Here is a 12,852-nt window from a genome sequence, read left to right as displayed (position 1 = left end):
CCTCCTTAGCCCTGAATCTCATCCAGACATTTGTGGATGTACGACAGCTGTGCTGCAACCTGCTCCTTCTCTGCCATCGGATGGCCGGGAAGCGTAAATCGGTTGCCTTCGTACTCGGTTGCGACGTAGCCGTCGTAATCGTGGTCGTGCAGGTACTGGAGCAGACCCTTGTAGTCCATGGAGTACTCGCCGTTCTCGGTCATCTCGAACAGCTTGAAGTGGAAGTGCTTGATGTACGGCATGTACTCGTCGAGTACCGAGAAATCCAGGTTTTCGTAGCCATCACACAGCGGGACAAACATGCGGTCGTGCTCGGACTGGATGGCTTTTTCGAGCTCTGCCGGGTATTGGAAGTTGTTCTCACGCAGCACGCGGTGCAGGTCGGTGCCCTTCTCAAACAGGGTGTCGATGTAGTCAAATACCTGCTCGCTCGTACCGTTCAGGGTCTCATACGCACGGACAACACGCGGGAACTTGCGGCAGAAAATACCGGTATCGATGACCAGACCGACATAGGGAGAATTGACGCGCTTCATCTCCTCGATGAATGCACGGGTTTCCGGGATATCAAACGCCATCGCTGCATGGACTTCCAGGGCGATGGTGACATCGTACTCCTTACAGTACGGCAGCAGGGGTTCGATGACCCAGTAAGGTACCATGGAAACCAGACGAATCAGATGAATGCCCAGACGGTGCGCCTGCTTGATCTCCTTGACCAGCAGATCAACGCATTCCTTGTGGGTCAGCAGGCGGTTCTTGTACAGGTTCATGTTGAGGAACACGTCTGCGATCACCGGCTTGAGGCCGGTCTCGGCCAGCATAGCGTTCCATTCCTGCACGGTCTCCTCGGAAACGTCCGGTGCACCCTTGAGCATCTGATCGGGCAGAATCTCAACGCCTTCCGCACCCTTTTCCTTGACATACTGCATGATCTCACGCAGATTCATGCGGTGGTTCAAATATTCATCCTGCAAGCTGTACAGGCTGACGCAGGTCTTGATCTTAGACATGTATATTCCTCCTCATAAATCCGGCCGGGGACCGACTGCCATTGCAGCCGTCCCCTGCCTCGTTGTAATCCTTAACCGAGCTTGATCTCCTTGCCAGCTGCTGCCGACTTGTAAATCGTATCCAGAATCTGGGTGACGACGAATGCCTGCTCGGGCTTTACCAGCGGCTCCTTGTCCGAAAGAATGGCTTCCAGCCACTGCTTGCACTCCTTAACCTCAGGAGAGCCGCCGCTGTTGCCCTCGAAGAATGCGATGGCACCGGTATCCGAGATGTGCTCTTCGGTCAGTACGCCGCCGGTGGTCTCGTTGAACACCAGATCGTAGCCCTGCTGGCTCATGCCGCCGATCATCTCAGCGCCTGCCTTGGTACCGCACAGGGTGGTTGCAGCCTCGCGGGAGTCCTTGACGTTCAGCGCCCAGGAAGACTCGAGGAAAATGGTTGCGCCGTTCTCCATCTTGATGTAGCCGAATGCGGAATCCTCAACCTCATAGGTTTCCGGGTCCCAGGGGCCAAACATGTTGCCCTCGGTTGCCTCGGGCAGGTGACCCAGCTTCTCAAAGACCGAACCGGTGACGGTAGCCGGCTTGTAGTTGTCCATGCACCACAGGGTGATGTCCAATGCGTGGGTACCGATGTCGATCAGCGGACCGCCGCCCTGCTTGGACTTGTCCGGGAATACGCCCCAGGTCGGAACAGCACGGCGACGTACTGCATGTGCCTTGGCGAAGTAGATGTCACCCAGCTTGCCCTCCTCGCAGGCACGCTTGAGCATCTGTGCATCGGTGCGGAAACGGTTCTGGTAGCCGATGGTGAACTTCTTGCCCGACTTCTTCCATGCTGCCATCATCTTCTCGGCATCCTCGGTGGTTGCTGCCATGGGCTTTTCGCACATGACATGCTTGCCGGCCTCAAACGCTGCAACCGTGATCGGGCAGTGCGCAACGTTCGGAGTGCAGACATGAACAACATCGATGCTCTCGTCCTTGAGCAGTTCGTTATAATCACTGTATACCTTGGCATCCGGGGTGCCGTACTCCTTGGCTGCCTTTTCCGCGCGCTCGAGCTGGATGTCGCAGAACGCGACCATCTCACACTTATCTGCCTGCGACTTGAGTGCCGGGAAATGTTTCTGATTTGCAATACCGCCGCAGCCGATGACTGCTACCTGCAATTTACCGTTCTTCATAATAAAAGTCCTCCTTAAACCGTTTCCTGAGTTTGATTGTTTTTTGCCTTTAACTTTTCACGAATTTCATCCGCATCCTTGTCGCTCATGTCCCACAGCAGGCAGGCTGCCGCGCCCAGAATGAACAGGATTGCCGGAATCAGATTGACTACAATGTTGATGCCGTTCATGGCTTCCACGGTCTGTTCGGCGTTTGCGACATAACCGAAGGCTGCCAGCAGCAGGACACCGATCGAACCGCCGATTGCATTGCCGACCTTGGTTGCCAGACCATAGGTTGCATACGCGGTACCGTCAGTACGGATACCGGTCTTGAGCTCCATGTAGTCGACCGAGTCAGCGACCATGGACAGAGTCATGGGGAAGCCAACGTTGAACAGACCGAAGATCCAGCAGCCGACCAGAACCATAGTGATGTTATCGAAGGGTGCGAAATAGATGACCAGCAGACCGACCGCCTGAATGAGCATGGAACCCATGAGTACGGCACGCTTACCGAAACGCTTTGCAAAGAACGGAACAAAGAACGAACCGATGATACCGCCGAGGGACGGGATGGTCATAATGAGCGCGATCATGGTGAACGAGCCCAGGCAGTAGATGACGTAGTAGCTGGTGACCGCGATTCTGCCCATGAAAGCGGTCATCTGAAGCAGCATGATGAGGGTAATGATCATCAGGTACTTGTTGCGTACCAGATTGTTGACCGTGTCCTTGAACGAGAAGGCCTGTGTGCCGTGCATGGGCTGCACCTTCTCCTTGGCCGTTGCGAATACGATCAGGAACAGCGGGATGGAAATGATTGCGTAAATCAGCGCGGTCATCATGTAGCCATGGCCGTTTGCAACCTCCGCGCCCTCACCGGAAAATCTCAGCGCCAGACCGGCGGACAGTGCGTTGACGATGACCATGCCGAGGTTCATACCGATGTTGCGCGAAGTGTTGATCTTGTTGCGCTGGTTGGCATCCTCGGTCATAACACCGGACAGTGCTGCATAGGGGATGTTTACCAGAGTGTACAGCATACCGGCGATGATGTAAGTAACTGCCGCCCAGATTGCGCCCGCGGCGCTACCGCCGCCGAACGGATTGGTAAAGGTCAGTACGGCGAAGATCGCCAGGAACGGACAGCCAAATGCGATATAAGGACGGAAACGTCCGAACTTGCTGCGGGTACGCTCTGCGATGGCACCCATCATCGGGTCATTGATCGCGTCCCAAATGCGTGCGCCCATCATGATAACCGATACAATCGCGGGTGCCAGACCGACGATATCCGTGTAGTAGATCGTCAGATAGCTGCCCACGAATGTCCACACGAACTGAGACGCCAGATCACCGAAGCCGTAGCAGATCACCGCCAGCTTAGAGGCCATTTTTTTCTCCATCTCTGAACTTCCTTTCAAATGCTTTCTTTCTCTTCGAGCATCCAGTATCGAGATCTCCTTTGGATGTATTCAGTATATCGTCTTTGTGCACAACCCACTTCCTTCTCATTTCCATTTCTTTGCCTTATTTTTACAAATCCAGCAAAGCAAAAAGAAGCGTGCAACAAATGACGTTCATTTGTTGCACGCTACCTGAGAAGTTAAATATTCTGTTTTGTCCCTGCTGCCGCTCCAATCGGGCAAAATCAGTCAAAATCGCGGTAAATATGAATCAGCATGACCTCATGCGGCTGCAAAACCATCTCGAATGATAACGTATGCCCCTGTGTCTGCATGCGCTCCATCGACATGCGCGGGAAACAAGCCTGCCGGATATATTGCACATCTGGCGCGTCCAGCGTCAGTGCATACTGGAATTTACTCCACTCGGTCAAAATCATGCCCTCTTTGGGACTGACCAGACGCTTTTTGATCACGCAGCGATCAAACGGCAGGTCTTGCAGCTGGAATTTGAAGGTCAGCGGGTCGCTGTCCTGGAATAGAGTGGGAATCACCGCCGGGTCGTCAATGTCCTCCCGGCTGACAAAGTAGCTGCAATCGTACCACTTGAAATTATAGCAAAGAATATAGTAATCCTGTTGCTCGCGGCGGGTCATCAGATAGCCCTTGCCCTTGTCAATCAGGCTGTCACCCATGCTGCTCAAAAATTTGAGCGCGTAGTACACCGGCTTGTGAATGAGGTCTTTGGTCAAAAGTCCGCTGCCGCCGTTTGCAATGCGGCTGCCCGTGTCGTAGTAATTGCTGACCCAGTCGGATGCCATCCACAGACCCAGCATGTCCACCTCACCCCACAGCTGTTCGATCTTTTCCGTGAGATAGGCCGCACGGAAACAGCTGTCATTGAGATAATCACGGTTGGACAGCGAGTTATTCCACTCGGAAATATAAATCTTGCAATCAAGGCCGCTCTGCGCGACCATTTCGCGGAAATATGCAATCTGCTCGCGCTCATTGTCGACGTTGGTGACGCGTCGACGCACAACTTTGCCATCTTCGATTGCAGTCTCATAGGGAAAGAGAAAAGCAGAGGCGAAATCTGGAATGCAGCCATTTTCCTGCACACGCTGCAAAAAATCCCGGGTATCCGCATCGCGCCAACCGATAATCGCACCTGGTCCGCCGACTTGGATGTTCTGCGATACCGCCTTGAGCTGTCGGTACAGGTAACAGAACGCGGCCACATTATCATACGCATCGTCCTGATAACAGTTACTCTCGGGAATGTGGACGGTGTCATAGGCCAGCTCAAAAATCCATTCACTCACAACATCCACACCGTAGCGCTTGACGACATGCTGAATGAAATTAGCGACCATCGCCTCCCATGCGGCACGGGACATAAACTGCACGCTCTCGCTCTCAAAAAAGACCGCCTTGCCCTCGGCCTTGGCTGCCGCGTTGGGACGTACACCCATGTCCAAAAACGGAATCAAATGATGCTCGACCAGAAAATCCAGAACAATGTCCAGTCGATCATATTGATACCCGCCCATGTGCTTGCCATCGGTAATCATCATGGGCACCGAGAAGACATTCCACATGCGCACGTATCGAAAGCCCAGATGTTCGGCCAGATACAGTACATGCTGCTGCATGTTGGACAGCAAAAGCGTATTGCACGACCCGGCGTTCATGGTCAGGTTCCACACCTTGCTGTACGGTTCTCCCCTGCTGACATCTGCCTGCACCTGCACGATCGCTGCCGCGGGACGTTGGGTATTTTCCAAAATTTCAAATTCCAGTTGGTCTTTGAGCTGCTCTTTGAGTGCGGTCTCCTCGGTGTTCTGCTCTTTGAGGCTCTCTTTGCTCTGCTTGCGGTAGTCGGACGGCGTCATCCCGTACATCTCGCGAAAGACACGGTTAAACGCCGACAGGTTAGAAAAACCGCTGTCTACTGCAATTTGCGTCACATTCTTGTCGGTCAATCCAAGCTCCTGCGCGGCATAGTCCAGCCGCACCTGATTGACATAATCGGCAAAATAGATTCCGGTCTTCTTGCGAAAGAAGCGCGACAGCGTGGATGTCGAGACAAACATCTCGTCGGCCAGCGCCGACAGGCTGATATTACTCTGAAAATTTGCACCGACATAGCGCAGAATTTTGTGCAGCCGCAAATCTTCCTGCGAATCATGCAGTCTGGTGCCCTGTAAATAGTATTCGACCAGCTCGTCGAGCAGGCGATACAGCAAGCTCTGCTCGATGCAGTTTGTCTTGTGCTTGCGGCTGACCGCGTGATAGACCAGCTGCTGAAAAATGGCCTGCAATTTGAGGTAAGAGCGCTTATGTTCGGCGGCACTGTTGCAGGCAAACACGCTCTCTTCCCCGCCCAGCATGGTCGAAAGCAGCTGCCAAGAGTAATTGACCACGCACACAATCGCCTTTTCCTGCACGTGGATGGCATGCTGTGTGTCCGCATTGATGAGCACCACGTCATGCTTTTTCAACAGGTCGTTTCTGCCCTGCATTTCCAGCCGAATCTGTCCCTCAATGACAAAGATGAACTCCAATTCCGGGTGAAAATGCCAATCCTCCTCGGCTGCCGTCTTGATTTTGTACTGCATTCCCTCTAAGTAATTCATAGCTTCTCTCTCTTTGCCGCAATCTGTACTTATCGTTATCTTATCACACATGCCGCGCTCAGCTCAACCGCATTTTTTCGCGTGTCCAGTGCAAAATCGGTCTGTACAGCAAAAAACGGAGCACAAATTCTGTGCTCCGTCCGGAAAAATAAGTCTTTACTTGACGCGGGTTTTGAGTCGTGCCATTGCGCGTGCCAGTGCGGCTTTGGAGCGGTAATACTCCTGCAAGCTCTGCTTCTGGCGCAGACGCTCCTCGGCGCGTTCCTTGGCGCGGCGTGCGCGTGCCTCGTCGATCTCCTCGGGATGCTCAGCCGTCGCAGCCAGCAAAATGACGTACTCGGGCATGATCTCAGCAAAGCCCTGTCCGACCGCTGCACGGTGCCAGGTTCCGTCGATCTGGTACTGCAATTCGCCCGGTTCGACCGCGATGACGACCGGTTCGTGTCCGGCCTGCACGCCGTACGAGCCGTCAATGCTGGGCAGGACGATGGCCTCGGCCAGTCCGACAAAGAACTGACGCTCCGGGGTCAGGATTTCCAGTTCAAACTGTGCTGCCATCAGACCGCCCCCTGTGCGCGTGCCTTTTCGATGATCTCGTCAATGGTACCGACCATGGAGAACGCGGTCTCGGGATACTTATCCAGTTCACCGCCCAGAATGGCCTCAAAACTGCGGATGGTCTCGGACAGCGGCACATAACGGCCTTCCAGACCGGTGAACGGCTCTGCGACAAAGAAGGGCTGGGAGAAGAACTGCTGGATGCGGCGCGCACGCTCGACCGTTTTCTTGTCGTCCTCGGACAGCTCTTCCATGCCCAGAATGGCGATGATGTCCTGCAATTCCTTGTAGCGCTGGAGCAGCTCCTGCGTGCCGCGTGCTACCTGATAGTGCCGCTTGCCGACTACGTCAGGTTCCAGAATACGCGAGGTCGATTCCAGCGGATCGACAGCCGGATAAATGCCCTGCTCGACGATCTTACGGGACAGAACGGTGGTTGCGTCCAGATGGGTGAACGTGGTTGCCGGTGCCGGGTCGGTCAGGTCATCCGCCGGGACGTAAACCGCCTGCACTGAGGTGATTGCACCCGACTGGGTGGAGGTGATGCGCTCCTGCAAGGCACCGACCTCGTTTGCCAGGGTGGGCTGATAGCCAACCGCCGACGGCATGCGTCCCATCAGTGCCGAAACCTCGGAACCTGCCTGTACATAGCGGAAAATATTGTCGACAAACAGCAGTACATCCTGCTTCTGGCGGTCGCGGAAGTACTCAGCCATGGTCAGACCGGTCAGTGCGACGCGCATACGTGCTCCGGGCGGCTCGTTCATCTGACCGAAGACCAATGCGGTCTTGTTCAGAACGCCCGACTCCTTCATCTCGCGCCACAGGTCGTTGCCCTCACGGGTACGCTCACCAACGCCGGTGAAAATGGAGTAACCGCCGTGCTCGGTAGCGATGTTGCGGATGAGCTCCTGAATCAGCACGGTCTTGCCGACACCTGCACCGCCGAACAGGCCAATCTTACCGCCGCGGGCGTAGGGTGCCAGCAGGTCGATGACCTTAATACCGGTCTCCAAAATCTGTACAACCGGGCTTTGCTCGGTAAACGGCGGCGGATCGCGATGAATCGACCAGGTTTCCGCACTCTTGACCGCTTCTCCGTTGTCAATCGCGTCGCCCAGCACGTTGAACATACGGCCGAGCACTTCCTCACCGACCGGAACCTCGATCGGCTTGCCGGTCGCGATGACTTCCACACCGCGACCCAGACCCTCACTGGGCGAGAGCATGATGCAGCGCACGGTGTCGCCGCCGACATGCTGTGCGACCTCCATGACCTGACGGCTGCCGTCCAGCGTCACGGTCAGCGCTTCATTGATTTCCGGGAGCTTGCCGTCATCGAACATGACGTCAACGATTGGGCCAAGCACCTGGACGATGATGCCTTTATGTTGCATAAGGGGATTCCCTCACTTTCTGAAATGAACGATCACGGCAGGACATTGCCTGCGGCGTCAAAATGAATCACGCGCACACAGTTTTCGTGCTTTTTCGGCACCGGTGTCTGCTTTTTCTGCTGCGAGCCGCCTACGATCTCGGTAATTTCTTGGGTAATGGCCGACTGACGCACCCGGTTATAGACCAGCGAAAGTGCGCGCAGCATTTCGCGGGCATTCTTGGTCGAGGAGTCCATCGCGGTCATGCGGGCGTTCTGCTCGCTGCAAAAGGACTCGACCAGCGCACCGAACAGGATGCCCTTTGCATAGCCGGGCACCAGCTGGCTCAATACACTCTTTGCCGACGGGACGTATTCGACCGTCTGATGATACAGCTCGGGTGTGCGCGGCTTCCACGGAAACGCATCCACGTCGAGCGGCAGCAGTTTGCGCACGGTGGGTTCCAGTCGCACCGAGGATACCATCTCGGTGTAAATGATATATACTTCGTCCAGCTCCCCGCGGGTAAACTGTCCGAGCAAAAATTCACTCATCTCCATGGCACGGTGAGTCGTGGGGTCCTGTACGGTGTACAGAAAGCTCTCGTCATCCTGTTCGATCACGCCGTGCGTGATAAAATAATTGCGTCCAAACTGTCCGACCGGGAACACAATCGCGCCCGGGGTCTTGGCGACCAGCTGCTCGGTGAGTTTGATAATGTTATGGTTATAGGCACCGGCCAGACCCTTATCACCCGTGATGACGACATAGCCGACCTTGCGCTCGGCACCCTTCTTGTGCGGACGCTTGTCGAAGAAGCAGTGCTCGATCTCGGGCGAGTGGTGCAGGATATCCGAAATGGTCTCGGTGATCTTCTGGAAATAAGGCTGCACGTCAGACAGCATCTGTCTGGCCTTGCGCAGCTTGGAAGACGAGATCAAATACATCGCGTTTGTGATCTTGAGCGTCTGTTCCACGCTCTTCATGCGCGTGCGGATCTCTTTTATTGTTGCCATTGCGCGCTCACCTGTTCCTTATATGCCGCAAGCTCGGTGCGGATGACCTCGGCTGCCGCGCCCGACAGCGCACCGGTCTGGGCAATCTCGTCCATCACCTCGGGCTTTGCCGCCGCAAACGCATCGGTGAACTCTTCGGTGAAGGTGCGTACGCGGTCAAGCGGAACGTCAGACAGCAGGCCGCCGGTTGCAATATAGAGGATGACAACCATGCGGTTAACCGGCTTGGGCTGGTACAGCGGCTGCTTCAAAATCTCCATCAGGCGTTTGCCGTGATCGAGTGCCTGCTGGGTCGCAGCATCCAGGTCCGAGCTGAACTGAGTGAAGACTTCCAGTTCGCGGAAGCGTGCCAGATCGATACGCAGCGTACCTGCGGTCTTTTTGATGGCCTTGGTCTGTGCGGCACCGCCGACACGGGAAACCGACAGACCGACATTGACTGCCGGACGCATGCCCGAGAAGAACAGGTCACTTTCCAGATAGATCTGGCCGTCGGTGATGGAAATGACGTTGGTCGGAATGTAGGCCGAAACGTCGCCTGCCTGCGTCTCGATGATGGGCAGCGCGGTCATGGAACCGCCGCCGTACTCCTTGGTCAGACGGCAGGAACGCTCGAGCAGACGAGAGTGCAGATAGAAAACGTCGCCCGGATATGCCTCACGACCGGGAGAGCGATGGAGCAGCAGCGACAGGGTACGGTAAGCAACCGCATGCTTGGACAGGTCATCGTACACGATCAGCACGTCCTTGCCCTGACTCATAAAGTACTCGCCCATCGCGGTGCCCGCGTACGGTGCAATGTACTGAAGCGGTGCCGGATCGCTCGCCGGAGAGGATACGATGATGGTATAATCCATCGCACCGTGCTGTGCCAGCGTGCCGCGCAGCTTGGCGATGGTGGATGCCTTCTGACCGATGGCAACGTAGATGCAGATAACATCCTGTCCCTTCTGGTTCAAGATGGTATCCACGGCAATCGCGGTCTTACCGGTCTGGCGGTCACCGATGATCAGCTCACGCTGACCGCGGCCAATTGGTACCATGGCGTCGATTGCCAGAATACCGGTCTGGAGCGGTACATTGACCGGCTCACGCGAGATGACACCCGAAGCCTCGTGCTCGATCGGGCGGGTCTCGGTGGTCTCGATGGGACCCAGACCGTCGATCGGTGTGCCCAGTGCATCGACTGTGCGGCCAATCAGGGCATCACCGACGCCGACATCTGCTGCACGTCCGGTACGGCGAACGACCGAACCTTCGTGCAGGCCGGTCTCGGCGCCGAGCAGGACGATACCCACGCAGTCGCGCTCCAGATTGAGCACGATGCCGCGTGCACCGGTGTCAAACTCGACCAGCTCGCCATATACCGCCTTGTCCAGGCCGTAAACCGTGGCGATACCGTCACCGATCTCCAGCACAACACCGGTCTCGCTGCGCTGGGTTCTTGTATCATAAGACTCGATTTCTTCTTGCAGAATCGAGATAATTTCTTCGGAAGAATTCAATTTCTTTCACCTCTTTGAATGCGTTGCGCCATGCCTGCAATCTGGCCGCGCACGCTCTTATCATAGGTCACGCCGTCGATCTCGATGACAAAACCGCCGATGAGGTCGGGGTCAAGCACGACGTGCATCTCCACACCGCGCAAATTGTGCTGACGGCACAGCGTGCGGGCGATGGCAGACAAGCGCTGGTCATCGGGCACACGCACACAGCGCAGCGTGCACACGCTCTCACCCCGCTCGTGCAGCAGAATGTCGTGATAGGCATCGGCAATCTCGGGCAGCATGGAAAAACGCTTCTTATCGACCAGCAATTTATAGAAATTTCGCAGCATGGGCTGCTCTTTGAGTTCGGGTAAGCGGTCTAAAACCGCATGTTTTTCGCGCAGTCCGATCGACGGGTCGATCATCACCTGCCACAGCTCGCTCTGGGCAGGTATGGCGCGAGCGGATGTGAGAAACACATCCGCTCGGCAGTCGGTGCGGCGAAGCGCGGCGGCGTAGCGATACGCGGTCTCACTCATGACGCATCCTCCATTTCCGACAGGAAGTCATCGACCAGCGCGAACTCGTTGTCCGCGTCCATGCGCTGCTGCGCGACCTTGGAAGCCGCCAAAAGCGACAGACGGGCGATTTCGCGGCGAGTCTGTGCCAGCATGGCACGGCGGTCTGCTTCGATCTGACGCGCGGCCTGCTGCTGCATGCGCTGGATCTCTTCCTGCGCCTGCGCAAGTTTCTGCTCATAAGCTGCCTCGGCGCGACGCTTGGCATCGGCCACAATGCGGCCTGCCTCGGCTCTCGCCTCGCCGATTTGACGCTCATGGTCGGCAAGCAGTACGTCTGCCGCCTGCTTCTGCGCCTTGGCATCGTCCAGATCGGCGTTGATGGCTGCGGCACGCTGGTCGAGCATGGCGGTCACCGGGCCGAACAGGAATTTTTTCATCAGCAAAAACAGAATCAGCAGGTCAACGACCGTCCAGATCACATTTGCATTGATATTCAGAAGCACGGTCAGCCGCCTCCAATCAGCTCATGAAGATGAGCAGAATGGCGATCAGGAAGCCGTAAATTGCGGTTGCCTCGGCCAGTGCACAGCCAAGAATCAGGTTCTTGCTGATCTGACCTGCTGCCTCAGGCTGGCGTGCAATCGCCTCCGAAGACTTTGCGGTTGCCAGACCGATACCGACACCGGCACCCAGACCGGTCAGAACGGCGATGCCTGCTCCAATTGCGATACCCATGATAAAGTTCCTCCTTAGAAATGATGTGTTTGCTTACGTTTTTGGATGTGCTCACTCGATGGACTCGGCCAGGAAAAGCGTCGTCAGGAACACGAATACAACTGCCTGGATCATGCCGTCGAATACGTCAAAGTACAGGCTGAACGGGATGGGCAATACCACAGGAATGACCATCTTGATCAGCTCCATAATGACGAAACCGGCGAAGATGTTGCCAAACAGTCGCATACACAGCGACAGCGGTCGAATTCCGATCTCTAAGATATTGAGCGGTGCGACAATCGCGACCGGCTCGGCAAACTTTTTCAGTCCGCCGCCCAAGCCGTGCACGCGGAAGCTCGCACCGTAGATCAGAACCACGCTCATCAGCGCAAGACCGGCTGTCACGTTGAGATCTTTGGTCGGTGGGGTGACTCCAAACAGACCGGACAGATTGGCACAGGCCAGATACAGACCGACCGAACCGAGGTACGGTGCGAACGTGCGCCAGTGATGCCCCAGCGAGTCCTTGCAGAAATCATTGATAAATCCGACCAGCCATTCGGCAATCATCTGCCGCTTGCCGGTTGGCCTGAGCTGCATACCGCGTGTCAGAAAGATGGCCAGCGCGGTCAGCAGAAGGATGATGCCCCAGCTCACTGCCACCGACTGCGGAATCGCGATCCCGCCAAAAATCGGGATCTCAAACGCCGTCTTGTTTTGCAGCTGCGCGATGAGCTCTGCCTTGATATCCTCCAAAAATCCTCACTCCTTCCCTGCTTGTTTTTGAACGTCGCCTATTGTAGACCCCATATTCTGGAAACACAACCTTAAAAAAGTAAAAAAAATAAAAGGGGTCGTTTTGTCGAAAAAGTAAAAATCCAGAGAAGGGAATTGATAACATTGCACAAAGAGTCTATAATGGATGCATCATTGCACGGAGTAAAGGGGGA

At 55.6% G+C, this 12,852-nt stretch carries 12 protein-coding genes; all 12 read right to left on the bottom strand.

All coding sequences use genetic code 11. The features are described 5' to 3' along the window. Window positions 1-5: 5 nt before the first annotated feature. A complete protein-coding gene (locus B5F17_RS02965; protein WP_016147338.1) occupies window positions 6-1,013 on the bottom strand; it encodes a sugar phosphate isomerase/epimerase family protein in 1,008 nt (335 codons plus the stop codon). A gap of 71 nt (window positions 1,014-1,084) precedes the next feature. Continuing rightward, entirely contained in the window at window positions 1,085-2,200 is a 1,116-nt protein-coding gene (locus B5F17_RS02960; protein WP_087370619.1) for a Gfo/Idh/MocA family protein, read from the bottom strand. Between the two features lie 14 nt (window positions 2,201-2,214). After that, window positions 2,215-3,588 carry an MFS transporter gene (locus B5F17_RS02955; RefSeq protein WP_164470494.1) on the bottom strand — a complete coding sequence of 458 codons (1,374 nt, stop codon included), beginning with the start codon at window positions 3,586-3,588 and terminating at the stop codon, window positions 2,215-2,217. A 245-nt stretch (window positions 3,589-3,833) separates the two neighbouring features. After that, window positions 3,834-6,227 (bottom strand): GH39 family glycosyl hydrolase, encoded by a 2,394-nt coding sequence (locus B5F17_RS02950; RefSeq protein ID WP_162608059.1) that lies wholly within the window; start codon window positions 6,225-6,227, stop codon window positions 3,834-3,836. Between the two features lie 156 nt (window positions 6,228-6,383). Beyond that, complete coding sequence (atpC, locus tag B5F17_RS02945) at window positions 6,384-6,785, bottom strand: ATP synthase F1 subunit epsilon (protein ID WP_087370613.1); 402 nt, start codon at window positions 6,783-6,785, stop codon at window positions 6,384-6,386. Beyond that, window positions 6,785-8,182 (bottom strand): F0F1 ATP synthase subunit beta, encoded by a 1,398-nt coding sequence (atpD, locus tag B5F17_RS02940; protein WP_016147343.1) that lies wholly within the window; start codon window positions 8,180-8,182, stop codon window positions 6,785-6,787. The genes atpC and atpD overlap by 1 nt, the downstream gene beginning before the upstream one ends. Window positions 8,183-8,214: 32 nt before the next feature. Then, window positions 8,215-9,177 (bottom strand): ATP synthase F1 subunit gamma, encoded by a 963-nt coding sequence (gene atpG / locus B5F17_RS02935; protein ID WP_087370610.1) that lies wholly within the window; start codon window positions 9,175-9,177, stop codon window positions 8,215-8,217. Next, window positions 9,165-10,682, bottom strand: a complete 1,518-nt coding sequence (gene atpA / locus B5F17_RS02930) for a F0F1 ATP synthase subunit alpha (RefSeq protein WP_016147345.1) — start codon at window positions 10,680-10,682, stop codon at window positions 9,165-9,167. The genes atpG and atpA overlap by 13 nt, the downstream gene beginning before the upstream one ends. Then, complete coding sequence (atpH, locus tag B5F17_RS02925) at window positions 10,679-11,203, bottom strand: ATP synthase F1 subunit delta (RefSeq protein ID WP_087370607.1); 525 nt, start codon at window positions 11,201-11,203, stop codon at window positions 10,679-10,681. The genes atpA and atpH overlap by 4 nt, the downstream gene beginning before the upstream one ends. Continuing rightward, window positions 11,200-11,688: a F0F1 ATP synthase subunit B gene (gene atpF / locus B5F17_RS02920; protein ID WP_016147347.1), complete on the bottom strand. Its 489-nt coding sequence runs from the start codon at window positions 11,686-11,688 to the stop codon at window positions 11,200-11,202. Before atpF ends, atpH begins: the two co-directional genes overlap by 4 nt. 16 nt (window positions 11,689-11,704) lie before the next feature. Then, window positions 11,705-11,920, bottom strand: coding sequence for an ATP synthase F0 subunit C (gene atpE / locus B5F17_RS02915; protein WP_016147348.1), 216 nt, complete (start codon window positions 11,918-11,920; stop codon window positions 11,705-11,707). 51 nt (window positions 11,921-11,971) lie between these two features. Continuing rightward, window positions 11,972-12,658 carry a F0F1 ATP synthase subunit A gene (locus B5F17_RS02910; RefSeq protein ID WP_087370604.1) on the bottom strand — a complete coding sequence of 229 codons (687 nt, stop codon included), beginning with the start codon at window positions 12,656-12,658 and terminating at the stop codon, window positions 11,972-11,974. Between the last annotated feature and the right edge of the window lie 194 nt (window positions 12,659-12,852).

Origin of the sequence: Butyricicoccus pullicaecorum, assembly GCF_002160355.1 — a bacterium.
GTDB classification, from domain to species: Bacteria; Bacillota; Clostridia; order Oscillospirales; family Butyricicoccaceae; genus Butyricicoccus; species Butyricicoccus pullicaecorum.
Note: the sequence above shows the minus strand (reverse complement) of the source record. Positions and strands in the feature narration are given on the sequence as shown.

Excerpts from the sequence above, each read along its gene's own strand:
- B5F17_RS02965 (WP_016147338.1), bottom strand. The coding sequence starts at position 1,013 with ATGTCTAAGATCAAGACCTGCGTCAGCCTGTACAGCTTGCAGGATGAA.
- B5F17_RS02960 (WP_087370619.1), bottom strand. The coding sequence starts at position 2,200 with ATGAAGAACGGTAAATTGCAGGTAGCAGTCATCGGCTGCGGCGGTATT.
- B5F17_RS02955 (WP_164470494.1), bottom strand. The coding sequence starts at position 3,588 with ATGGAGAAAAAAATGGCCTCTAAGCTGGCGGTGATCTGCTACGGCTTC.
- B5F17_RS02950 (WP_162608059.1), bottom strand. The coding sequence starts at position 6,227 with ATGAATTACTTAGAGGGAATGCAGTACAAAATCAAGACGGCAGCCGAG.
- atpC (WP_087370613.1), bottom strand. The coding sequence starts at position 6,785 with ATGGCAGCACAGTTTGAACTGGAAATCCTGACCCCGGAGCGTCAGTTC.
- atpD (WP_016147343.1), bottom strand. The coding sequence starts at position 8,182 with ATGCAACATAAAGGCATCATCGTCCAGGTGCTTGGCCCAATCGTTGAC.
- atpG (WP_087370610.1), bottom strand. The coding sequence starts at position 9,177 with ATGGCAACAATAAAAGAGATCCGCACGCGCATGAAGAGCGTGGAACAG.
- atpH (WP_087370607.1), bottom strand. The coding sequence starts at position 11,203 with ATGAGTGAGACCGCGTATCGCTACGCCGCCGCGCTTCGCCGCACCGAC.
- atpE (WP_016147348.1), bottom strand. The coding sequence starts at position 11,920 with ATGGGTATCGCAATTGGAGCAGGCATCGCCGTTCTGACCGGTCTGGGT.